Source organism: Saccharopolyspora sp. NPDC049357, from assembly GCF_040677225.1.
In the GTDB taxonomy this organism is placed as follows: domain Bacteria; phylum Actinomycetota; class Actinomycetes; order Mycobacteriales; family Pseudonocardiaceae; genus Saccharopolyspora.
In genome coordinates this window covers 1-23,153 of the sequence record NZ_JBFAQJ010000025.1, presented here as the reverse complement: position 1 = coordinate 23,153, position 23,153 = coordinate 1, and the positions used below count along the sequence as shown (strand labels likewise).

General features: G+C 70.4%; 20 protein-coding genes. 5 read left to right on the top strand and 15 right to left on the bottom strand.

Annotation, left to right across the window (positions count from 1 at the left end; genetic code table 11):
- Positions 1–49: 49 nt before the first annotated feature.
- A complete protein-coding gene (locus tag AB0J91_RS20635) occupies positions 50–604 on the top strand; it encodes a glycerol-3-phosphate responsive antiterminator (protein WP_363871203.1) in 555 nt (184 codons plus the stop codon).
- Between the two features lies 1 nt (position 605).
- Here AB0J91_RS20635 and AB0J91_RS20630 read toward each other — a convergent pair whose 3' ends face one another.
- From AB0J91_RS20630 to AB0J91_RS20605, 6 genes are all read right to left on the bottom strand, one after another.
- Complete coding sequence (locus AB0J91_RS20630) at positions 606–2,033, bottom strand: FGGY family carbohydrate kinase (protein ID WP_363871200.1); 1,428 nt, start codon at positions 2,031–2,033, stop codon at positions 606–608.
- A gap of 129 nt (positions 2,034–2,162) precedes the next feature.
- Entirely contained in the window at positions 2,163–3,620 is a 1,458-nt protein-coding gene (locus AB0J91_RS20625; protein WP_363871197.1) for an FAD-binding oxidoreductase, read from the bottom strand.
- Between the two features lie 29 nt (positions 3,621–3,649).
- Entirely contained in the window at positions 3,650–4,426 is a 777-nt protein-coding gene (locus tag AB0J91_RS20620; RefSeq protein WP_363871193.1) for an SDR family oxidoreductase, read from the bottom strand.
- Positions 4,427–4,748: 322 nt separating this feature from the next.
- Complete coding sequence (locus AB0J91_RS20615) at positions 4,749–5,606, bottom strand: sugar phosphate isomerase/epimerase (RefSeq protein ID WP_363871190.1); 858 nt, start codon at positions 5,604–5,606, stop codon at positions 4,749–4,751.
- 37 nt (positions 5,607–5,643) lie between these two features.
- Positions 5,644–6,999 (bottom strand): MFS transporter, encoded by a 1,356-nt coding sequence (locus tag AB0J91_RS20610; RefSeq protein WP_363871187.1) that lies wholly within the window; start codon positions 6,997–6,999, stop codon positions 5,644–5,646.
- Positions 7,000–7,250: 251 nt separating this feature from the next.
- A complete protein-coding gene (locus tag AB0J91_RS20605; RefSeq protein ID WP_363871184.1) occupies positions 7,251–8,423 on the bottom strand; it encodes a Gfo/Idh/MocA family oxidoreductase in 1,173 nt (390 codons plus the stop codon).
- A gap of 212 nt (positions 8,424–8,635) precedes the next feature.
- Here AB0J91_RS20605 and AB0J91_RS20600 point away from each other — a divergent pair, with 212 nt between their 5' ends.
- Together AB0J91_RS20600 and AB0J91_RS20595 are read left to right on the top strand one after the other, a co-directional pair.
- Positions 8,636–9,463 carry a sugar phosphate isomerase/epimerase family protein gene (locus AB0J91_RS20600; protein ID WP_363871181.1) on the top strand — a complete coding sequence of 276 codons (828 nt, stop codon included), beginning with the start codon at positions 8,636–8,638 and terminating at the stop codon, positions 9,461–9,463.
- Positions 9,460–10,473 (top strand): Gfo/Idh/MocA family oxidoreductase, encoded by a 1,014-nt coding sequence (locus AB0J91_RS20595; RefSeq protein WP_363871178.1) that lies wholly within the window; start codon positions 9,460–9,462, stop codon positions 10,471–10,473. The genes AB0J91_RS20600 and AB0J91_RS20595 overlap by 4 nt, the downstream gene beginning before the upstream one ends.
- A 57-nt stretch (positions 10,474–10,530) precedes the next feature.
- Here the strand turns inward: AB0J91_RS20595 and AB0J91_RS20590 are convergent, their stop codons facing one another.
- Positions 10,531–12,036 (bottom strand): glycerol-3-phosphate dehydrogenase/oxidase, encoded by a 1,506-nt coding sequence (locus AB0J91_RS20590; RefSeq protein WP_363871176.1) that lies wholly within the window; start codon positions 12,034–12,036, stop codon positions 10,531–10,533.
- A 4-nt stretch (positions 12,037–12,040) separates the two neighbouring features.
- Entirely contained in the window at positions 12,041–12,607 is a 567-nt protein-coding gene (locus tag AB0J91_RS20585; protein ID WP_363871173.1) for a TetR/AcrR family transcriptional regulator, read from the bottom strand.
- Between the two features lie 17 nt (positions 12,608–12,624).
- Between AB0J91_RS20585 and AB0J91_RS20580 the strand changes: the two genes are divergently transcribed.
- Together AB0J91_RS20580 and AB0J91_RS20575 are read left to right on the top strand one after the other, a co-directional pair.
- Positions 12,625–14,226 carry an FAD-binding oxidoreductase gene (locus AB0J91_RS20580; protein ID WP_363871171.1) on the top strand — a complete coding sequence of 534 codons (1,602 nt, stop codon included), beginning with the start codon at positions 12,625–12,627 and terminating at the stop codon, positions 14,224–14,226.
- Positions 14,223–15,101: a diacylglycerol kinase gene (locus tag AB0J91_RS20575; RefSeq protein WP_363871168.1), complete on the top strand. Its 879-nt coding sequence runs from the start codon at positions 14,223–14,225 to the stop codon at positions 15,099–15,101. Before AB0J91_RS20580 ends, AB0J91_RS20575 begins: the two co-directional genes overlap by 4 nt.
- Before the next feature lie 73 nt (positions 15,102–15,174).
- Here AB0J91_RS20575 and AB0J91_RS20570 read toward each other — a convergent pair whose 3' ends face one another.
- The 7 genes from AB0J91_RS20570 to AB0J91_RS20540 form a co-directional block, all read right to left on the bottom strand.
- Entirely contained in the window at positions 15,175–16,299 is a 1,125-nt protein-coding gene (locus AB0J91_RS20570) for a S1 family peptidase (RefSeq protein WP_363871166.1), read from the bottom strand.
- A 500-nt stretch (positions 16,300–16,799) separates the two neighbouring features.
- Positions 16,800–18,407: a cation acetate symporter gene (locus AB0J91_RS20565; RefSeq protein WP_363788150.1), complete on the bottom strand. Its 1,608-nt coding sequence runs from the start codon at positions 18,405–18,407 to the stop codon at positions 16,800–16,802.
- Between the two features lie 20 nt (positions 18,408–18,427).
- Positions 18,428–18,769 (bottom strand): DUF485 domain-containing protein, encoded by a 342-nt coding sequence (locus AB0J91_RS20560; RefSeq protein WP_363788149.1) that lies wholly within the window; start codon positions 18,767–18,769, stop codon positions 18,428–18,430.
- A gap of 171 nt (positions 18,770–18,940) precedes the next feature.
- Positions 18,941–20,614, bottom strand: a complete 1,674-nt coding sequence (locus AB0J91_RS20555; protein ID WP_363788148.1) for a cation acetate symporter — start codon at positions 20,612–20,614, stop codon at positions 18,941–18,943.
- A gap of 3 nt (positions 20,615–20,617) precedes the next feature.
- Entirely contained in the window at positions 20,618–20,968 is a 351-nt protein-coding gene (locus AB0J91_RS20550) for a hypothetical protein (protein ID WP_363788147.1), read from the bottom strand.
- Positions 20,965–21,744, bottom strand: a complete 780-nt coding sequence (locus AB0J91_RS20545; RefSeq protein WP_363788146.1) for a LytTR family DNA-binding domain-containing protein — start codon at positions 21,742–21,744, stop codon at positions 20,965–20,967. The genes AB0J91_RS20550 and AB0J91_RS20545 overlap by 4 nt, the downstream gene beginning before the upstream one ends.
- Positions 21,741–22,823, bottom strand: a complete 1,083-nt coding sequence (locus tag AB0J91_RS20540; RefSeq protein ID WP_363871163.1) for a histidine kinase — start codon at positions 22,821–22,823, stop codon at positions 21,741–21,743. The genes AB0J91_RS20545 and AB0J91_RS20540 overlap by 4 nt, the downstream gene beginning before the upstream one ends.
- Positions 22,824–23,153: the final 330 nt, after the last annotated feature.

Below are 23,153 nucleotides of genomic sequence, written 5' to 3'. Positions count from 1 at the left end.
CAACACCGCAGGTCATGCGCGGTGCGCGTTGTGAGAGCATGGCGTCATCATGGAAGATCTTCTGCTCGACAACCCGGTCATCGCCAGCGTCAAGGACGATGCCGGGCTGGACGCCGCGCTCCGGTCGGAGTGCCCGGTCGCGTTCCTGCTCTACGGCTCGGTGCTCACCGTGCCGTCGCTGGTGGAACGGCTCAAGAACGCCGGCAAGACGGTCCTGGTCAACGTCGATCTCGTCGAGGGCTTCGTCGCCAAGGAGATCGTCGTCGAGTACGTGCGGGAGAAGACCGGCGCCGACGGGATCCTCAGCTCCAAGGCCGCGCTGGTCAAAGCCGCTCGCGCGCGCGGACTTCTGGGCGTGCACCGGTTCTTCCTGGTCGACTCGTTCTCCTACCACAACCTCGGCAGGCAGATCGCGATCTCCAAGCCCGACTACGTCGAGATCCTGCCCGGCTGCGTGCCCCGCGTGATCACCTGGCTGCGGGCGGACATCGACGTGCCGATCATCGCCGGAGGCCTGGTGTGCGACAAGGACGACGTGGTCGCCGCCCTCGGAGCGGGGGCGGCGGCCATCGCCTCCTCGAACACCGACGTCTGGGCGATGTGAGTCAGCCGAAGATCCGGGCCGACCGGCGGAACACCTCGTCGGTGTGCCGGGTGATGTCCCGGTAGACCTCGTGCTGTCGCGCGTGGAGCTCGTGGTTCGCCACGTCAGGCCGGAACTCCTCGCCGACCGAGACCATCGCCGCCACCGCCTCGTCCACCCCGGTGAACCGGCCGAGACCGACCCCCGCGCAGATCGCGGCACCCAGCCCGGCTCCGTCGTTGACCACCGTGCGGACCGCCGGAACGCCGAAGACGTCGGCGATGATGCCCATCATCACGTCGGCACCCGCTCCGCCACCGGAGACGATCACCCGCTCGAAGCCGGTGCCCAGCTCGTCGGCCATCGCGCCCGCCCGGTCGTACATCGTCAGCGCGATCGCCTCCAGCACCGAGCGGTAGAGGTGGAACCTCCCCTGCCTCCCGTCGAAGCCGAGGAACGCGCCCTTGCGGTGCGGCGCGTCGGTCGGCGCCAGCCAGTCCAGCACCGCCATCAGCCCGTCGCAGCCCGCGGGCACCTGCGCCGCGCCCGCGTTGAGGTACTCCTCGGGGCTCAGACCCGCTCGCTGCGCGCCCTGGACGACCTCCTCGCCGAACAGGTCCCGCAGCCAGCTCGCGGTCCACATGCCGCGCCGGATGCCGTCGCTCTCGTAGAGGTACTCGTGCGCGACGCTGCCGAAGTTGGTCCAGAAACTCGTGGCGCCCTGGATGTTCCGCTCGCCGACCGTCATGCTCGCGATGTAGGTGCCCAGCGAGATCAGCAGGTCTCCCGGACCGCGCAACCCGCACCCCAGCGCCTCGACTGCCTTGTCGTTGGCGGTGGCCACGACAGGCAGCCCGACAGGCAGCCCGGTGTGCTCGGCGGCCGCTGCGGTGACCCCGCCCAGCGTCTCCCCGGGCATCGCCAGCTCGAAGAGCATCTCGGCCGGGATGCCCGCGGATTCCCGCACCTCCGGGTCCTCCGACCACTGCCAGGTGTCGGTGTCGATCGGCCACATGCCCTGGTAGTTCGCCGCGGTGTCCCGGAACTCCCCGGTCATCCGGTGGGTGATGTAGCCCGAGGAGGTCGTGACGCGGGCGACCGACTCGTCGGTGTGGGCGTAGGGCCGGGAGACCCGCTCGTCCATCCAGCTCAGCACCGGCTGCGCGAGGGTTCCGTCGGCCCGCAGCAGCACGCGGCAGAAGCGGATGGTGCACAGCCCGACACCCGCGATCTCGGCCGGATCGCCCGGGAAACCGGCCATCGCCTCGCGGCACGCGGCACCCACCGAGGACCACAGGTCGTCGTCGGGGTGCTCGACCACCCCGGGACGCGGGGTGTGGTTGGGGCGCAAGGCCTGCCGCCCCTGGCTGACGGGGTTACCGCGCTCGTCGAAGATCGTCACCTTCGTGCTCTGCGACCCGTTGTCGATGCCGATCAGATACCCCGTCATCGCCTCTCCCAGCTGGATCCACGTCCGAAGTGGCGGAGCCACTGCGCTCTCCCCTTCGGGGTCTCCTCCCGCCCCTGAGCAGAACGGACCGCGTGGGGTGGGCCGCGCCGTTGCGACCGCCCCACCTGCTCAGTCCGCCGGGAAGATCGTCCCGCGGTTCATGATCCCCCGGGGGTCGAACGCTTCCTTGAGCCGAACCAGCATCTGGTACGCGCTGCCGTGCTCCTGCTCGGTCCACTGCGCGCGGTACTTGCCGATGCCGTGGTGGTGCACCATCGAACCGCCGTGCCGCAGGGCCTCCTCGACGATGATGGCGTTGAGCGGCTTGTGGTACTTCTCGATCTCCTCGCGGGGTTCGCAGTTGATCGCGTAGTCGTAGACGAAGTACATGTTCGTGCCGGTCTGGTAGCTGTGCGAGGAGTGCCCGCCCAGCATCGTCAGGTCCGCGGCGTGCGGGTATTCGGTGCGGATCCGGTGCATCACCGCGTCGTAGATCGCACCGATGCTGGACCAGTCGGCCGAGACCTCGGTGGTGTAGCCCAGGCGCTGCTCGGCGAGCATGGTGTCCTGCTCGGCCTTGATCTTGGCGCGACCCCAGTTGAGGTTGTCGAACCAGGCCTGGACGAGCGCCGGGTCGACGGCGGTGTGCGGGTGCCGGGAGACGACGCGCTCGATCTCGGCGCTGGTGGCCTCCACGATGCCCTTCGGCCCTTCGGAGACGAACACCAGCACGCACTTGCCGTCGGCGAAGTGCGAGAAGTGCTGCGCGGCGTCCTCTTCGGAGTACACCCGCGCCACCGACGGCCGGAAGCCCTCGGTGATCACCTCGCGCAGGATCGACACACCGGTGTGCACGTCGTCGATCAGGTAGCCGTGGAAGCGGTTGTTCTCCGGCTGGTGCTTGAACACCTTCACGGTGACCTCGGTGACGAAGCACAGCGCGCCCTCGTTGCCGATCACGACGTGCCGGATGTCCGGCCCGGCCGCGCGGCGCGGGACGTTCTTGATCCGGCTGATGGTGCCGTCCGGGAACACCGCTTCCAGACCGACCACCATGTCCTCGATGCCGCCGTAGAGGGTCGAGAACTGGCCGATCGAGCGGGTCGCCACCAGTCCGCCCATCTGCGCCAGCGGCTTGGACTGCGGCGAGTGCCCGGTGGTCAGGCCCTGCTCGCGCAGCGCGTCCTCCAGCGCCTGCAGCGGGACTCCGCACTGGGCGGTGGCCTGCATGTTCTCCTCGTCGATGCGCACGATGGAGGCCATCTCGGAGCCGTCGAGCACGATGGTGCCCTCGACGCTGGTCTCCAGCCCGCCTTCGGTGCCGGTGCGGCCGGTGCGCGGCACCACGTTGATCCGGTGCTCGTCGGCGAAGGCCAGCACCTCGGCGACCTGCCGGGTGTCGGCGGCGCGCACGACCGCGCGGGGAAGCGGGCCGTCGAAGATGCCGTGGACCGCGGTGTACTTCTTGAACCGGTCCACGCTGGCCTCGCGCAGCACCTGCTCGTCGGTCACCACCCGTTCGTCGCCCACGATCTCGCGCAGCCGCGCGACGATCTCGTCGTTCTCGAATGCCGTTGATTCGGTCAAGGTTTCCTCCGTGCGGGTTTCGGGTTGGGTCAGCGGGTGAGGTAGCCGCCGTCGACGGTGAGCACGTGCCCGTTGACGTAGTCGGAAGCGCGGGAGGCCAGGAAGACGGTGGCGCCCATCAGGTCTGCGACCTCGCCCCAGCGCCCGGCCGGGATGTGGTCCAGGACGCGCTGGTTGGCTTCCGCGTCGGCCCGGGTGCGCTCGGTGATCGCGGTCGCGAAGTAGCCGGGGGCGATGGCGTTGACCTGGATGCCGCGCTGGGCGAGCTCGTCGCAGTAGGCCTTGGTGAAGCCGACGATGGCGTGCTTGGTCGCGGCGTAGGCCGGGGACCACTGGCCGCCGAGGAACGAGAACAGCGACGCGATGTTGATGATCTTGCCGGAGCGCTGCTCGGTCATGAACCTGGCCGCCTCCCGGCCCAGCTCGAACGGCGCGGTGAGGTTGATGTCGAGCATCGGGTCCCACTGCTCGCGGCCGAAGCCCTCCACCGACGCCATCCGGCAGATCCCGGCGGAGTTGACGAGCACGTCCACCGAGCCGAGCCGGGAGACGCAGTCCTCGATCACCCGGCGAGGTGCCCCGTCCTCGGTGATGTCGACGTCCAGGAACTCCATCCGCCGGCCCTCGGCCTCGACGAGCTCGCGGGTGGTGCCGTCGTCGTCGAGCAGGCTGGGGACGAACACGTCGGCGCCCGCCTTGGCCAGGGCCAGGGTGAACGCCTGCCCCAGGCCTGTGTTGCCGCCCGTGATGACGGCGTTCTTGCCCGCGAGGGAGAACGCGTCGAGCGAGAAGTCGCGGATGTCCATGGATCGCCCTTCTTCAGCGTTGGCGGTGTTCACGCGGCAGGTGTTCTCATCGTGGCCACCTCGTCGTGGTCAGCGCGGGAGCGCTCGGGATCGGCGGAAGACCGTTTCCGGGCATGAAAAAAGAGAACAGTCCCCCGGTGCGTGCACGGGTTACTGCTCTCTGCGTCTCTAGTAACCACTCGCGGCGAGCCGCGAGCGAATGTTCGGTTGTGCGACGGGGCCTGCCCGTCGGGCGGGAACGTTAGCCAGGCCGCTCGAAGAGTGTCAAGTCCCCGCGTGAGGCGGAACACGAGCCCTCACGCGGGGAGACGACCGGCAGCGGTCAGTAGCCGATGCTGCGGAGGTACTCGCGGGAGTCGCGCAGGCAGTCCATCGGGTCGCGGCCGTACTGGTCGTCCTGTTCGACGAAGAAGTACTCCGCTCCCGCGCGCTCGGCCGCGGGCAGCAGGTCCGGCCAGTTCATGTTGCCCTGGCCGACCTCCGCGAACTGCACGTTGGTGTTGAACAGGGTCATGAACCTCGCGCGGTCCTCGGGATCTCCCGAGGTGATGAGTTCCACCGACTCCGCCGGCAGCGGCAGCACCCGGAAGTCCTTGACGTGAACCGTCTTGCACACGCCCGAGTACTCCCGGAGCATGTCCAGCGGGGCCATGCCCCCGCGCTGCACCCAGAACAGGTCGACCTCGAAGGCCACCGTTGTCGCCACCCTGCGGACGAGGTCGAAGATCCGCTCACCGTCGAACTGGGCGAGGTCGACGTGGTGGTTGTGGTAGAGCAGCGTGATCCCCTCGTCGGCCAGTCGCCGAGCCTGCTCCTCGCACTCGCCCGCCCACGCCTCGCAGGCGTCCTTGGACGCCATCGCCTCGTAGGGCATCATCCCGATCCGCACGTAGCGGGTGTTCAGGCGCGCGCAGTCGGCGATGATCTTGTCGAAGTCGGTGTCGAGGCCGTCGCCGGTGGCGAACGCGTTGCGCTTGAGCGCGACGGACAGCGCTCCGACGTCGAGCCCCAGTTCGGTGACGCCCTTTTCGAGGTCGGCGGTGTTGGACTCGTCCATCGGGATCTGCGAGACCTCGACCGCGTCGTAGCCGAGGGCGCGCAGCTGCCGCAGGACCGGGAACATGCCCTGCTCCGCGACCTGCTGCTTGACCATCATCATCTGGACGCCGAGGACTGCCATGCGTTCTCCCATCGTTGTCGGGGTTTGCGAGATCCGGTCAGAAGGTTCCTGCTTCGACGGCGGCCGTGCGCTCGGCCTGCCTGGCGACGTCCTTCGGATAGGTCTTGTAGAAGGCGAACCAGTACACCGCGTTGAGCAGGTACGGAACGGTCACGAGGTAGAACATGACCTGGGTCAGGCCCAGCGTTTCGCCGAGGAATCCCATGGCCAGCGTCAGCAGCGCCGCGAGTCCGCCCTGGATCAGGGAGAACAGCACGGCGAAGGCCGTCGCGGACAGCTGCTTGGGGGCGACCGCGGAGACCATCGGCAGCACGCAGGCGGAGAAGCCGATGAGCATGATCAGGCCGAACAGGAACATCACGACGTAGACGGCGATGCCCTTGCCCCAGTCGATCTGCAGTGCCACCACCGACATCCCGGACACGGCGACCAGGTAGATCTGCATCAGCATGATCCGTCCCTTGTGGCCGAAGCGCCGGACGAACCAGTCCCCGAGGAATCCGCCGAGCAAGGACGACAGCGCCATGCCGCCGGAGAGCACCGAGTACAGCAGCGCGGCCGAGGGCACGCCCCAACCGCGGGCGTCGACCATGAAGGTCACGAAGTAGGTGAACAGCACGAGGCTGGTCACCAGCGGGAGCATTCCCCCGAGCAGTGCGATCGTGGGAATCTTGAACAGCTTCACGGCGTCGGCGACGCGGAACCGGCCCACGTCGGGATCTTCGGAGATGGCGGTTCGGCGCTCCGGCTCCCGGACGAAGATCAGGATGGCGAAACCGGACAGCACGCTCAGCCCGCCCATGGCGAACATGCCGTAACGCCAACCGTTGGGATCGTTGGCGAGCAGGGCGATGGCCGGTCCGAGCCCCATGCCGATCAGCGACCCGAGCGAGCGGACCATGCCGAACGCCCGGCCGCGCTGCTCGTCGTCGAAGAGATCGCTGAGCAGACCGTTGGTGATCGGTTCCGAGGCCACGGTGCCGAGGACCCCGATGCCGTAGAGGATCAGCAGCGTCGTGAAGTTCGGCGCGAGGCCGGCCGCCGCGGTCCACGCGCCCCAGAGCCCGGTGACGATGAACAGCACCTTCTTGCGGCCGAACCGGTCGGCGGCCATGGCCCACAGCGGTCCGGCGATCATGCGGGCGAACCGCGACAGGCTCGCCATGATGCCCAGGGCGCCGAGGCCGAGCCCGAAGGCATCGCGGATCAGCGGGAAGAACGTGTTGATCAGGCTGTTCTCGGAGTTGTCGATGGCATTGGCCGCCGCGAGGGAGCCGATCGCCTTGCCGCGGCCCTTCGCGGGTGCCGCACCGGGCTCCTCCGGAGCTGCGGTGAGGTTGCCGGTGTTCGATCTGCCGGAGGAGTCGGAACCTTCCGCGTGGTTCACGCTCATCGGGTGTGTCCTTTCGCCGGGCGCTCGTCGTTGGGCGACCGCAGGTGCGAGAGGCTGAGCGGCGGTGACGGTCGGTGCTCACCCGCCGCCCAGCCCGAGGTGCTCACCATTGCGGCAGACGTCACACGCTGACAGAAGCGGTTGCCAGTAGTTGCAGCGGAACCCCCTCCTGACCTGCCATCTCAGCGCGCAACAGGACGCCCTGGCTCCGCCTGCGGGAGGCGGGGCCAGGGCGTCCTGCCGGATCGGAGTCAGGCGCCTGCCGGGCGTTCGGGGAACTTGCCCTCCGAGCGGATGCGCTTGTTGAGCTCGGCCAGGTAGACGTCCTCGTCGAAGTCGAGCGGAACCTCCTGTCCGAGCCAGCTCGACAGGTGGATCGCGTTGGCCAGACGCACCCCGTTGACACCCTCGCTGCCCGGCGCGAGCAGCGGTGTGCCGTCGAGGACGTTCGCCGCGAAGTTCTCCAGCACGCCCGAGTGCTGTGCGCCCCAAGCGGATTCGAACTCGATGACCTCCTGCGAGTAGTAGGTGGTCGGGTCCACCTCGCCCTTGAAGAGCTTGCGCACGTCGTCCATGCCCATGCGGTCGGACAGCGCGCGCTCGTCGTCGACCAGGCGAGTGACCGTGGCGGTCTTCGAACCGTCGACGACGATCTTGCCCCGGTCGCCCAGGATCTCCAGCCGGTCTGTACCGGCGAGGTCGTGGACGGCGGTGACGAAGGTGCCGGTGGCGCCGCCGCCGTAGTCGACCACGGCGGTGACCTCGTCCTCCACGGCGATGTCCCGGCGGAAGCCGTAGGCGACCTTGGCGTACACCGACTTCGGGACGCCGCAGATCCACTGCCACAGGTCGAGCTGGTGCGGGGCCTGGTTGACCAGGACGCCGCCGCCCTCACCGCCCCAGGTGGCGCGCCACGCCGACTGCTCGTAGTAGCCCTGCGGGCGCCACCAGGTGGTGATGATCCAGTTCGTCCGCCGGATCGCGCCGATCTCACCGGCGTCCACGATCTGCTTGATGCGCTGGTAGAGCGGATTGTTGCGCTGGTTGAACATGATCGCGAACGTCAGCTCGGGGTGCTGGGCCGCGCACTCGTTGAGCTCCTCGACCTGCTTGGTGTAGACCCCGGCGGGTTTCTCGACCAGCGCGTGGACACCCGCCCGCAGCGCGTCGATCCCGATCTGCGGGTGCAGGTAGTGCGGCACCGTCGTCACGACGGCGTCCACCTCTCCCCCGGCCAGCAGCGACTCGTGGTCCTCGTGCACGGGCACGCCGTGCTCAGCGGCTGCGGCCTCCCGTCTGACGGCCTCGACGTCGGCGATGGCGCCGATCTCGACGTTGGGGACCAGGCCGTCCTCGATGAACTTCGCGTACGCCGAGCCCTGGGCGCCGAAACCGATGATCCCGAGCCGGACCTTCCTGGACATGGGCGTTTCTCCTTCGTCTCGCGAGCGAGTGGCCGCGCCTCGTGCCGACGAGGCGCACTCGTGACTCTGCGCGCTCGCCCCCGGTTCGGCCACGGGTTGCCAGCTGTTTCCGGCCGGGCGTGGCAACAACCGGCAACACGTAGGAGCGCGGTCGATCACCCATCATGGTGGGTGGTAGACCTCTCCACCCGGCTCAGTGAGGAGCACCCCGCATGTGGACGCTCTCGGGATTCTCCGACGAGATCTCGCCCGACCTGCAAGAGCAGGCTTCGCTGCTCGGCGAGCTCGGATTGTCGTACCTGGAGTTCCGCAGCGCGTGGGGCACCAACGTCCTCGACCTCGACGACGAGCAGCTCACGCGGGCGAAGGACCTGCTCGACAACCACGGCCTGCGGGTGTCGAGCATCGGATCGCCGATCGGCAAGATCTTCCTCGACGAGGACTTCGAGGTCCACCTCGCCCGCGCCCGCCACGCCGTCGACGTCGCGCACCGCTTCGACGCCCCCTACATCCGGATCTTCTCCTTCTTCATGCGCCCGGGCACCGATCCCGACGACGCCCGCGACGAGGTCCTGCGCCGCATGCGCGCCCTCGCCGACGTGGCGGAGCGGGGCGGCGTCGTCCTGCTGCACGAGAACGAGAAGGAGATCTACGGCGACATCCCCCGCCGCTGCGTCGACGTCCTCGAATCGGTCGGTTCGCCGAACTTGCGCGCGGCGTGGGATGCCGCCAACTTCGTCCAGGTGGGCGTGCGGCCCTTCACCGAGGGCTACGCCGCGCTGCGCCCCTACCTGGAGTACGTCCAGATCAAGGACGCGCACCTCGTCGACGGCGAGGTGTGCGCCGCGGGTCGCGGCGACGGCGAGGTCGCCGAGACCGTCCGGGCGCTGCGCGAGGACGGCTTCGACGGGTTCTTCTCCCTCGAACCGCACCTGTCCCAGACGCACAGCCTCGGCGGGTTCTCCGGTCCGGAGCTGTTCACCGAGGCGTGGCAGGCGTTCACGGCCCTGCTGAAGGAGGAAGGGATCGAGCACCGATGATCACAGCGGCCGTCATCGGGTGCGGCGACGTCTCGACCGTGCACCTCGAGGCGATCCAGGCGTTGGAGGACGTCGAGCTCGTCGCCGTGTGCGACACCGATCCCGCGGCGCTGGCCACGACCGTCGAGCGCGTCGGCGTCGCCGGGTTCGCCGACCACCGCGCCCTCCTGGAGGCGGTGCGCCCCGACGTCGCCCACGTCTGCACCCCGCACCACCAGCACGCGCCCGTGGCCCTGGACCTGCTCGACGCCGGGGTGCACGTGCTCGTCGAGAAGCCGCTCGCCCACACCCTCGACGAAGCCGAGCGCCTCGTCGAAGCCGCCGAGCGGGGTCGCAGCCGCGTCGGCGTGTGCTTCCAGAACCGGTACAACGCCACCGCGCAGGCCGCCCGCGAGCTGCTCGACTCCGGCGAGCTGGGCCCGGTGCTCGGCGCGACCGCGACGGTGATGTGGACCCGCACCCCGGACTACTACCGCGCCAAGCCGTGGCGGGGCAGGTGGGCCACCGCCGGCGGTGGGCTGCTCATCAACCAGGCCATCCACACCCTCGACCTGGTGCAGTGGCTCGTCGGCGACGTCGTCGGCGTCCAGGGCCACACCTCGACCCGCCAGCACGTCGTCGAGGTCGAGGACACCGCCGAGCTGCTCCTGACCCACGACGGCGGAGCGCGCAGCCTGGTGTTCGGCTCGCTGGCCAACGTGGTCCACGCACCCGTCACCATCGACATCACCGCCGAGCGCGGCGCCCTCTCGATCCGCGGTGACCTCACCATCACCCACGCCGACGGACGAGTGCGAACGGTGGCCGAACGCCGGTCGTCGTCGAACGGCCGCTCCTACTGGGGCGTGTCCCACGAAGCGCTCATCCGCGACTTCTACGCCCGGCTCGGCGAGGACGAACCGTTCTGGATCAGCCCGCGCGAAGCGACGAAGGCGTTGCGCGTCCTCACCGAGGTCTACGCCCAGAGCGACCTCGCCGGACCAGCGCACGTGGCCGCCCACCCTGTTTAGGGTGTGCCTTTGCGTGGCGGTGCGGGTTGAAACAGCGGCTCCCCCGCCGGCTCCCCGTCAGCCCAGGCTCAGCGCCTCCTCCGCGGCGTCGGTGGCGAGCTCGCGGTCCGCCGCGACCAGGCCGAGCCGGGTGCGCCGGTCGAGCAGGTCGGAGACGTCGAGAGCGCCCTCGTGCCGCACCGCGAAGCGGAGTTCGGCCGGGGTGACGTCCACGCCGTCGATCGGTTCCAGGAGCCGGTGGTCGCCACCCGCCTCGGCGACCACGGCCGTCGCTTCCGTTCCGTAGCGGGAGATCAGGCGCCGCGGAGCGTCCACGGTGGACAGATGCGCGGAGCTCGCCGCGCCGACGAGGGGCAGCTCGCGCGTGCGGCACGGCCGGGTGGTCAGCGCGGTGGCGTCCACGGCGTCCTGCGCCATCTTGCGGTAGGTCGTCAGCTTCCCGCCCACGACGCTGATCACGCCGTTGTCGCCGGTGATCACCGCGTGCTCGCGCGAGAGGTCCGAGCTCCGACCGTCACCGGCGTCCAGCAGGGGGCGCAGGCCGGAGTACGTGCCGAGCACGTCCTCCTCGCGGATCGGCCGGGCCAGCACGGAGTTGACCGTCTTCAGCAGGAAGGAGATCTCCTCGGCCGAGGCGGTCGGCACGTCGGGGATCGGGCCTTCCTGCTCCTCGTCGGTGAGTCCGATGTAGACCCGGCCGTGCCCGGCGGGCAGCGCGAACACGAACCGGTTGGTGGTGCCGGGAATCGGCACGGTGAGCCCCGCGTCGAGACCGCCGAACACCGCGTCGGAGACGACCAGGTGCGTGCCCCGGCTCGGGCGCAGGCGCAGTCCCGGCGCCACCTCGCCGGCCCACACCCCGGCCGCGTTGATCACCTTCCGGGCCCGGAGGTCGACGGTCTCGCCGGTGAGCCGGTCCCGCAGCACGGCACCGTCGCCGGTGACCTGCTCGGCCGCGCAGCGCGTGAGGACGCGAGCCCCGTGCGACGCCGCGGTTCGCGCGAGGCCGACCACCAGCCGCGCGTCGTCGACGAGCTGACCGTCCCAGGACAGCAGGCCGCCGCGCAGCCCTTCCTGCCGGACGGTCGGCACCATCCGACGCGTCTCCACGCGGGAGACCCGGCGCGGCGGGGCCAGCACCGACCCGGCGGTCCCGGAGCCGCGGCGCAGCAGGTCGCCCGCGAAGAACCCGGCGGCCACCAGCGCCACCTGCTTCGCCCCGACTCCCGAGACCAGGGGCACCAGCTGCGGGAGCGGGCGGATCAGGTGCGGCGCGGTGCGCTCCATCAGGACGCGGCGTTCCACGGCGCTCTCGTAGGCGATCCCGACGTTGCCGGAGGCCAGGTAGCGCAGTCCGCCGTGCACCAGCTTCGAACTCCACCGGCTGGTGCCGAAGGCCAGGTCGTGCTTCTCGGCCAGCACCACGCTCAGGCCGCGCGAGGCGGCGTCCAGCGCGACGCCCGCGCCGGTCACCCCGCCGCCGACGACGAGCAGGTCGACCTCGCCTCCGTCGGCGAGTTCGGTCAGGTCCCTGGTGCGCCGGGCTGCGTTGAGCGAGATCATCAGATCACTCCTCGGGGCTGAGGTAGGCGTCGAGCACGACGCGCAGCTGCGCGTCGAGGCGTTCCGGGGGAAGCGCGTCGGAGACGATGCGGGCGGACAGGACCGCGGACTGCGCCAGCAGCAGAACCATCGCGGCGATCTCGTCCGGGTCTCCCGCGCGGATCGTGCCGCCCGCCTGCCCGCTGCGGATGGCGGCGGCGAGGACGTCGAGGATGCGCTGCTGGCTGGCCCCGAGCCGGTCGAACACGTAGGTGGTCAGCAGCTCCGGGTCGGTTTCGAGGATCTTGAGGAACAGCGGGTGCTGCCGCACGGCCGAAACGGTGCGCACGATCCCGTCGACCCCGTGCTCGCGCGCCCCCTCCCAGGTGCCGACCGGGAGCAGGGCGACGAGCTCGCGGGTGAGCAGGTCAGCGGACAGCGTTCGCACGTCCGGCCAGCGCCGGTAGACCGTCGGGCGGCTCACCCCCGCTCGGCGGGCGATCTCCGCCAGCGTGGTGCGCCGCATGCCGACCGAGAGCACGCACTGCTTCGCGGCGTCGAGGATGGCATCGTCGTTACGGCTTGACGTCATGTGTAAAACTGTAACGCATGACTGAGCTTGAGCACCGCACCCCGGAGCAGGAGTGGAACGCCTGGGGCACCGCCGAGGGGGCCAACCCCGTGTCCGAGCAGGTGCGCGCCCTGATCGAGCAAGGCCTCGGCGTGGAACGCCGGGACACCCCCTCGGTGAGCCGCTCCGAGGTGCGCGTCGGGCAATCGCGACTGCCCGCCGAGGCCCGCTCGGCGTTGGCCGCGATCGTCGGTGACGACGGCGTGCGCACCGACGACCACACCCGGCTGCTGCACTCGGGCGGCAAGAGCACCCCGGACCTGCTGCGCCGCCGGGCCGGCGAGGCAGAATTCGCGCCCGACGCCGTGGTGCTGCCCGGCTCCCACGAGCAGGTGTGCGCGGTGCTGGCGCAGTGCGCCGAGCACCGGGTGGCGGTGGTCCCGTTCGGGGGTGGGACCAGCGTCGTCGGCGGCGTGGAGCCCGAACGCGGCGGCTTCGGCTCGGTCATCGCCCTGGACCTGCGACTGCTGGACGGCCTGCTGGAGGTCGACGCCGAGTCGCAGACCGCGACCTTGCAGGCGGGCCTGCGCGGCCCGGAGGCCGAGGCCCTGCTGTCCGAGCACGGCTTCACCCTGGGTCACTTCCCGCAGAGCTTCGAGCACGCCAGCATCGGCGGCTTCGCGGCGACGCGTTCCTCGGGCCAGGCGTCGGCCGGGTACGGCCGGTTCGACGGCATGGTGGTGCGGCTGCGCGTCGCGACCCCGAACGGCGAGCTCGACCTCGGCCGGGCTCCCGCGTCCGCGGCGGGGCCGGATCTGCGGCAGCTCTTCCTCGGCTCGGAGGGCGCGCTGGGGATCATCACCGAGGTGACCGTCCGGGTGCACCCGAAGCCCGGGGAGGTGGAATCCGAGGCCTGGTCGTTCCCGGACTTCACCACCGGCGCGACGGCGCTGCGGCTGCTCGCCCAGGAAGGCGCGCTGCCCACCGTCGCCCGGCTCTCCGACGAGGCCGAGACGATGATCAACCTCGCCACCGCGCACGACGTCGGCAGCGGGGAGCAGGCCGGCGGATGCCTGATGATCACGCGCTACGAAGGCTCCCGGATCGCCGCCCGCGAGCGGGTGGCGGAACTGCTGACCGAAGCGGGCGGCTCCTCGCTGGGCGCCGATCCCGCCGAGCAGTGGGACCACGGCCGCTACCACGGCCCGTACCTGCGCGACGCGCTGCTCGACGTCAACACCGTGGTGGAAACCCTGGAAACCGCGTGCACCTGGTCCCAGCTGACCGCGACCTGCGACGCCGTGCGCGGGGCGCTCACCGAATCGCTGCAGGCGCAGGGCACCCCTCCCCTGGTCATGTGCCACATCTCGCACCTCTACCCGACCGGCGCGTCGCTGTACTTCACGGTGGCCTGCGGGCGCGGCGAGGACCCCGTGGCGCAGTGGCGACGGGCCAAGCGCGCGGCGGGCGACGCCATCAGCCGGTCCGGAGCCACCATCACCCACCACCACGCCGTGGGCATGGACCACCTGGAGTGGCTGACGGACGAGATCGGCGAGCTCGGCGTGCAGGTGCTGCGCGCCGTCAAGTCCACTGTGGACCCGTTCGGCGTGCTCAACCCGGGCAAGCTGATCCCGTGATCACCGACATCGCCCTGCTGGTCAACCCGCGCTCCGGGCAGGGCCGCACCGCTGCCGCCGCGCTGCGCGCGCTGCGGCACCTGCGGGCCTCCGGCGCGTCGGCGACGGTCCTGGTGGGCCGGGACGAGGCGGATTCGCTCGCGCTCGCTCGCCGAGCCGTCGCGGCGGGAACGGGGGCGCTGGTCGCCTGCGGCGGCGACGGAGTCGTCAACACCGCGCTGCAAGCGGTCGCCGGGACGGACACGCCCTTCGGCGTCATCCCGGCCGGAACGGGCAACGACCACGCCCGGATGCTGGGGATCCCGCGCCACGACCCGGTCGCCGCCGCGCAAGTGGTGCTCGACGGCGCCGTGCGCCCGATCGACCTCGGACGCGTCGGCGACCGCTGGTTCGGCACGGCGTTCGCCGGCGGCTTCGACGCCCTGGTCACCGAGCGCACCAACCGGCTCACGTGGCCGCGCGGCAAGCTGCGCTACAACCTCGCGACGCTCATCGAGCTGGTCGCACTGCGTCCGCTGGACTACGTCCTGGAACTCGACGGCCGGAAGCTGACGACGCAGGCGATCCTGGTCGCGGTCGGCAACGGCCAAACCTACGGCGGCGGCATGCGGATCTGCCCCGACGCGGTGCCCGACGACGGCCTGTTCGACATCACCGTCATCGGACCGGCACGGCGCGGCCAGATCGTGCGCCTGCTTCCCACGATCTACCCCGGAACGCACGTCCAGCACCCGCAGGTGACCACCTACCGGGCCCGCCGAGTGCACCTGTCGGCCCCGGGAATCACCGGTTATGCCGACGGCGAGCGGTTCGCGGAGCTGCCAGTGACGTGCGAATGCGTCCCGCTCGCCGCCAAAGCCCTCGTGCCGTCCTAGACGAGGGGATCCCTCGGCGGAACGCGTTGCTGCGACCCGGGACTCGGCCGGGTCGCAGCAACCGCGTCGTCGCCTACTGGGTCAGCAGGGTCAGACCGTAGGCGGAGAGGACTTCTCGGACCGGCTGGTAGTAGGTCTCGCCGCCGGTGCGGCAGTCGCCCCAGCCTCCGGAGGTCATCCCCTGGGCCTGGTTGCCGGAGATGAACGAGCCGCCGGAGTCGCCGGGTTCGGCGCAGACGTTGGTCCGGGTGAGCCCGCTGACGGTGCCTTCCTGGTAGCGCACCGACTGGTTCTTGGCCAGCACGGTGCCGCAGTGCCAGCCCGTGGTGGACCCGGAACGGCAGATCGACGAACCCAGCGGTGCTTCCGCGGACCCGGAGACCCGGACGTACCCGCCGCTGTAGTCGTAGACGAGGGGATGTCCGGTGTCGTCGGTGCCGGTGTTGACGAAGGCGTAGTCGTTGCCGGGGAAGGACGACCCCGCGAAGTAGCCGGTCGGCTGGGTGGTGCCCTCACCCGGCGCCCCGCAGTGGCCCGCGGTGACGAATCCACCTTGGACGGCGAAGCCCATCGAGCACCGCGCACCTGCGGCGGTGTAGTAGGCGTAGCCGCCGACGACATCGGCGTAGGTCTCCGGCTGCGCGGGGGACTCCAGCACCCGCACCGTCTCCTGCGACACCTGCGCGTCGCGCACGAAACCGGTTGCCTGCTCCGAGGCTCCGGGCTGGGTGGTCACCACCACCGCGTTCTCCCGCACGTCGGCGTACCAGCCGGTCACCGCCGCGGGTGCCTGCGCGCCGCGGCGGTCGAGGGCTTCGACGATCTCGTCGAGCTGCCGCTCGCTCGCGGCGACCTGCCGGGGTTCGGCACCGGCCGCGCGCACCTCGTCGGACCGGGCCGCGTCGGTGGTCCCGACGACGAGCTTGCCCAGGTTCGCGTCGAAGTAGGAGCCGCCGTAACTGCCCGCGAGCGCGCCGCGCAGCGCGCTGTCGGCTCGTGCCGCGACGGTTTCCTGGTCCAGCCGCACCCTGGCCTGGTCAGCGGTGAGGCCGAGATCGCGTTGCATGGCGGAGACCAGCTCCGGCGACACCGGCGCGTCGGAGGGTTCGGCGATGGTCGCGGGTGCGGTCAGCGCTGCGACCGTTCCAGCGGCGACGAGCGCCGCTCCGGTGATTCGTGCTGCGGTTCTGGGTTTCATCGGACGCCTTTCGCTCAGGGATCACCGGCCCGATCTGGGCGCGCGGGATCCGCTGCAATGGAGTCGATCAAGGCGATCGGTCAGATCACCGATCAAGGAGTGAGCCGATAAAAATGCCAGTGAGGCCAGAAAAATCATCGGACGAAAGAAGATTAACCCGGTTTCATCCGCAATCAACTATTCGTCGCGGGAACGAGCAGTTCTCGCCAAAACCTTGCGGATCTCGCCGAAATTCGCCCAAAGCAGGCGCCGTGGAGCCGTTCGCAGCAACCGCGAGCCGCGAACGGCGCCCGCGCGGGAGAGTCGGATGGGCGACCCCGATTCGATCTCGGCGCGAGAGGAGGGGATCAACTCCCAGATAATCGGAATAAAATGATCCGCTTCGCCATTTCGCATCTCGCGACCGGCGCAATTCGGCGAGCACCCGGAACGCGCGGTGGGCCGGGGCGCGAGAGGGGATCGCGCCCCGGCCCACCGGGGACCGCCGTGAAGCACGACGATCAGTGTGCGGACGCCTTCTCAGCGCCCGCGCCGGTCAACGAGCGAACCTCCATCTCGGCGTACTTGTCCTCCAGGTGCTCCTTGGACAGGACCGTGCCCAACCACCCGAAGAAGAACGCCGCCGGGATCGAGACCAGACCCGGGTTCTGCAGCGGGAACCAGTGGAAGTCCACGTTCGGCAGCATCGACTCCTCGGTCCCGGACACCGCTGGGGAGAACACGATCAGCACCACGGTGGTGACCAGACCGCCGTAGATGCTCCACAGCGCCCCGGAGGTGTTGAAACGCTTCCAGAACAGCGAGTACAGGATCGTCGGCAGGTTCGCCGAGGCGGCCACGGCGAAGGCCAGCGCCACCAGGAACGCGACGTTCTGGTTGCGGGCCAGGATGCCGCCGACGATGGCGACCGCGCCGATGACCACCGCGGTGATCCGCGCGACGCGGACCTCGGCGTCCTTGTCCTCGACCTTCCCGCGCTTGATCACGTTGGCGTAGATGTCGTGTGCGAACGACGCCGACGCGGTGATGGTCAGGCCCGCCACCACGGCCAGGATCGTGGCGAAGGCGACCGCGGCGATGAACCCGAGCAGCAGCGGGCCGCCCAGCGCCTGAGCGAGCAGCGGTGCCGCGGCGTTCGACGAACCCGGCGCGTTCTTGATCGCCTCCGGGCCCACGATGGCCGCCGCGCCGTAGCCCAGCACCAGCGAGAACAGGTAGAACAGACCGATCAGCCAGATCGCCCACACCACCGAGCGCCGCGCTTCCTTGGCGGTCGGCACCGTGTAGAAGCGCATCAGCACGTGCGGCAGACCCGCGGTGCCGAGCACCAGGGCGATGCCCAGCGACAGGAAGTCCAGCTTGCTGGTGTCCGACTTCCCGTACTTGGCACCGGGGTTGAGCAGCTTCTCACCCGAGGACGCCCGGTCGACCGCCGCCTGCAGCAGGCCGGAGAAGTCGAAGCCGTGCAGCGCCAGCGTCCACACCGTCATCACGGCCGCGCCGCTGATGAGCAGCACCGCCTTGATGATCTGCACCCAGGTGGTGCCCTTCATGCCGCCGACCAGCACGTAGACGATCATGATGACGCCGACGATCGCGATCACCAGCGCCTGCCCGCTCCCGCTGGACACGCCCAGCAGCAGCGAGACGAGCACGCCCGCGCCCGCCATCTGCGCCAGCAGGTAGAAGAAGCTGACCATCAACGTCGAGGTCGCCGCCGCGGCGCGCACCGGGCGCTGGCGCATGCGGAACGCCAGCACGTCGCCCATCGTGTACTTGCCGGTGTTGCGCAGCAGTTCAGCCACCAGCAGCAACGCCACCAGCCATGCGACCAGGAAGCCGATCGAGTACAGGAATCCGTCGTAGCCGTAGAGCGCGATCGCGCCGACGATGCCGAGGAAAGACGCCGCCGACAGGTAGTCACCGGCGATCGCGATCCCGTTCTGCGGCCCGGAGAACGCGCGACCGCCCGCGTAGTAGTCCGCGGCGGTGCTGGTGTTCCGGCTGGCGCGCAGCACGACGACCAGCGTCACCACGACGAAGGCCGCGAAGATTCCGATGTTGAGCAGCGGGTTGCTTCCTTGCAACCCCTGCGCGAGGTGGTACATCCCTGCTACTCCTTGGGGTTTCAGGCTGTGTCTTCGACCTTGACGCGGATGCGTTCGGCCACCGGGTCCAGGCTCCGGTTGGCGTAGCGCACGTAGAGCGTGGTGATGACGAAGGTGGACACGAACTGCAGCAGGCCCAGCACCAGCCCGACGTTGATGTTGCCGACGAGCTTGATCGACATGAATGCGTGGGCGTAGTCGGCCAGCAGCACGTAGACCAGGTACCAGACGAGGAACAGCGCGGAGACCGGGAAGACGAACGCCCGCAGCCGCCGGCGCAGCGTGGCGAAGTCCTCGCTGGCGTGGGCCTCGTGCCACACATCTCCGGTGGGCGGCGGATTGGCCGAGTCGGTGGTGCTCACGGATCCTCCCTAACGTGTGAGGAGCGCCACGTTAAGGAAGCTCCGAGCCGCAGCGGGAGCCGTCCGAGACCGATGACGGCCGCACGAGACGAACGGTCGACGAACGGCCCGCCGACCGGGACGAGCGGTCGCGCCCTTCTCCTGCTCGTTACCTGCGCGTGAACATCGCGTTCAGGTGCGCGACGGTTCGTCCAGGTGCAGGCGCAGCATGGCGGTCTCGGCCCACGTCGGGGTCTTCCCGCGCAACGAGATCGCGATCATGGTGGCGAAGGACAGCGGAACCGCCCAGGGAGCGGGCTGGGCGAGCAGGATCGCGGGCACGCCGTCGAGCTGCGGGCCGAACAGGGTCGCGCCGATGGCTCCCGACGTGGCGGTCAGCCCGACCAGCACGCCCCACAGCGCTCCGGTCCTGGTCAGCCGCGGCCACCAGATGCCCAGCACCAGCAGCGGGCAGAACGTGGCGGCGGCAACGGTGAACCCCCAGGTCACGAGCACGCCGGCGGACAGGTGGGCGGCCTGCAGCGCGAGCAGGACGACCACCGCCGCCGCACCCAGCACGGTCCAGCGCAGCTGACCCAGACCGCCCGGGGTGAGGTCGTGGGAGATCGCGCCGGAGACCACCAGCAGCAGGCCCAGCGAGGTCGCGAGGAACGCCGCGAACGCCCCGCCCGTGAGCAGCGAGGTGAACACCGTCCCGACCCAGCCGGTGTCGACCTGCGCGGGCAACCCGACCACCACCGAGTCGGTGACGCCGGAGAGGTACAGCTGCGGCACGAGCACCCGGCCGAGCGCGCCGTAGATGCCCGGGAACAGGTAGAAGCTGCCCAGCAGCAGCACGGTGATCGCGGCGGCCCGGCGTGCCGCGCGCCCGTCGGGGCTGGTGTGGAACCGCACGATGACGTGCGGCAACCCCATCGTGCCGAACATGGTGGCCACCAGCACCGCCCAGGTCCCCAGCAGCGGGTGGCCGGCGTTCTCCAGGTCCAGCAGCGGCCGCCGCCAGTCCGGCCCGCCCGGCACGTCCACGCCGTCGATCTCGGGGACCGCCGCACCGGCGGGGAACGTCAGCGTCCGCCCCGCTTCGATCTCGTGAGCACCCGGCGGCAGCGGCACCGGCCGTCCCTCGGCGTCGCGCGCGGTCACCGGTTCGGTGATGTCGAGGTCCACGGCGACGCGGAACGTCACGGGGGTGTCCTCGGCGAAGTGGGTGAACTGCACCGGGTGCAGCGCGTCGTGCCGCACCGCAGGGCCGACCTGCAGCACCAGCCACACCGCGGGGATCACGAACAGCAGCAGTTTCAGGCAGAACTGGAAGGCCTGCACGTAGGTCGCCGCCCGCATGCCGCCCAGCGCGAGGGTCACCGACACCGCGGTTCCGGCGATGACCACGCCCACCCAGTACGGCGTCCCGCTGACGACGCTGAGCACCAGGCCCGCGGTGCGGAACTGCGGGACCAGGTACAACCCGCCGATGATCAGCACCACCACCGCGGCCAGCCGCCGCAGCTCCGGCGAGGCGAAGCGGGCCTCGGCGAAGTCGGGAACCGTGAGGGCTCCGGACCGGCGCATCGGGGCGGCGACCAGCACCAGCATCGCCACGTACCCGGCGGTGAACCCCACCGGGTACCACAGCGCTCCCACGCCGTTGGACAGCATCAGCCCGGCCACGCCGAGGAAGGACGCCGCCGAGAGGTACTCCCCCGACACCGCCGCCGCGTTGACCAGCGGCGACACCTGCCGGGACGCGACCAGGAAGTCCGAGGTGGTGCGCATCGCCGCCACCCCGCGCAGCCCGATCAGCAGCGTGAGGAGCACGATGACCGCCACGGTCAGCAGGGCGAACACGGCTCAGCGCTCCTCGACGCGCTCGGCCGCGCGCAGCTGCCAGCGCGCCAGCACCGCCATCGCCGGGAACGGCAGCAGCACCAGCAAACCCCAGGAGACGGGGACGCCGAGGACGCGCACCTCGTCGAGCGCCGGAACCGCGGCGAACACCAGCGGCAACCCGAAGACCAGCGCGAACAGCAGGAGCAGCGTCACCGCGCCGAGCCTGCGCTGCGCGCGGTGCAGGGACCTGGCCCGCAACGCCTCCCCGGGTTCGAGGCGCGGCGCCCGCCAGCGCCGCCGCATCACGCGGCGAGCGTGCGCCACCCGGGTCTGCGGGCTGGTCACCGCCACCCGCTTCGGACCACCGCTCATCCCCGCCCCCGCGGGTCGGCGATCTCGGCCTGCCGGGCGTTGTCCAGCAACCGCTCCCGCAGATCGCGGGCGTGCCTGCGGCTGACCGGGACGTCCCCGGCGTCGGTGTGGGCGTTGAGCGCCCCGGCGGAGTCGCTGCGCAGCTCCCGCACAGCACCCAGCGACAGCAGGAAGCTGCGGTGCACCCGCACGAAACCGGCTCCCTCCCAGTACTCCTCGAGCCGGGAGAGGGGCATGCGCACCACGTGCACGCCGCTGCGGGTGTTCAGCCGCACGTAGTCGCCGTGCGCCTCGACGAACAGCACCTCGCTGCGCCGCACGTAGCGGGTCCGCCCCGCCGTCTCGACCGGCAGCGCCACCATCGCGTCCGGCTGCGCCGGAACGGGTTCCGCGACGTCCTCGGTGGCCAGCAGCCGCGCCACCCGGTCCAGCGCAGCCGAGAGCCGTTCCGCCCGAACGGGTTTGAGCAGGTAGTCAACGGCTCCGATGTCGTAGGCCTGCACGGCGTGCTGCTCGTAGGCGGTGACGAACACGATCACCGGCGGTTCGCTCATCTTCGCCAGCAGCGACGCCAGCTCCATGCCGTCCAGCCCTGGCATGGAGATGTCCAGGAACACCACGTCGAACCGGTCGCTCTGCAGCGTGCGCAGCGCGCTGAGCGAGTCCGAGGCCGACACGACCTCGGCGACCTCGGGGGCTTCCCGCAGCAGCCTGCACAGCTCGTCGAGCGCGGGCGGGAGGTCGTCCACGGCCAGCGCGCGCAGTCCTTCGCTCAACTCGGCACCACTCCCGGATGGAATCGCGGGACGCGGACCACCACTCGGGTACCCGCTCCCTCGGCGGTTTCCACGACCAGCCCGTACCAGGCCCCGTAGACGCTGCGCAGCCGCCGGTCGACGTTGGCCAGCCCGACCGAGTCCGCCGGCCCGTGCCCGGCGAGGATCGCCTCGGCGTGGGCGGGATCCATGCCGACCCCGTCGTCCTCGACGCTGATGACCAGATCGTTCCCCTCGGCTTCGCCGCGCACCTGCACGGTGCCGACACCTTCCGAATCCGGGGTGAACCTGGGTTCCATGCCGTGCCGCACGGCGTTCTCCACCAGCGGCTGCAGCACCAGGTACGGGATCGCCACGGCCAGCACCTCGGGCGCGACGCGGATCTGCACCCGCAGCCGCTCCCCCAGCACCGCGCGCTGCAGGGCGAGGTAGGTCTCGATGGCGTGGAACTCGTCGGAGACGGTGGTGTAGTCGCGGTGCCGGGCCAGCCCGTAGCGGATGAACTCGGCGAAGTCGAGCATCAGCTCGTGGGAGCGCTCCGGGTCTGAGCGCACCAGCGAGCCGATCACGGTCATCGCGTTGTACATGAAGTGCGGGGAGATCTCGGCCCGCAGCGCGCGCAGCTCCGATTGCGCGGCCAGCTCCGCCGAGTGCTCCAGCCTGCCGTGCTCCAGCGCGTCCTCGACCCAGGCGGTGGCTTCGCGCACCGCCGACATCCGGACCTCGCCGTCGATGACCAGCACCCCGGCGAGCTCGTCCTGCACCAGCAGTGGCATCGCCACCAGCGGCGGGCGGCCGCTGCGGGTTTCGGTGTGCAGCACGTCGGCCACCGAGGTCACCGCGTCCGGCTCGGCCTTCGACCGGCCGGACCACTGCAGCGACCCGGACAGGTCGCTGATCCCGACCGCGTCGACGTCGAGGAGCCGGCGGAGGTCGCGCAGCGCGCTGGGCACGCCGGGACCGGCGGGACCGGCGCGCAGGTTCACGGCCAGGCGGCGCGCGGTGCGCAGCACCGATTCGGATGCCGGGCGCCGCAGCGACCACGCGCCCGAGGGCGTGCGGTTGGTCGGTGCCGGCATCGAAAACCCCAAATCGCCATTGATGGATGCTGGGATGCTAATCCGTTCGGCTGACGTGAGCGAGACCGCTCATCCGCCGCTCGTCGCGCAGCGGGGGCGTTCGGACGCGTCAGCACGACGATCGGTCGCGCAGGTGGTGCCACAGATCACGGGAGTTGCTTACGTTGCGGGCCCAGTACCCCGCACCGAGCATCAGGGAGTGTCCGTGAGCAACGAAGCCCACGACCGATTCGCACCGTCCGAGGATTTCGCGGCGCAGGCCAACGCCACGTCGGCGCTCTACGGCCAGGCCGATGCGGACCGCGAGGCGTTCTGGGCCGAGCAGGCATC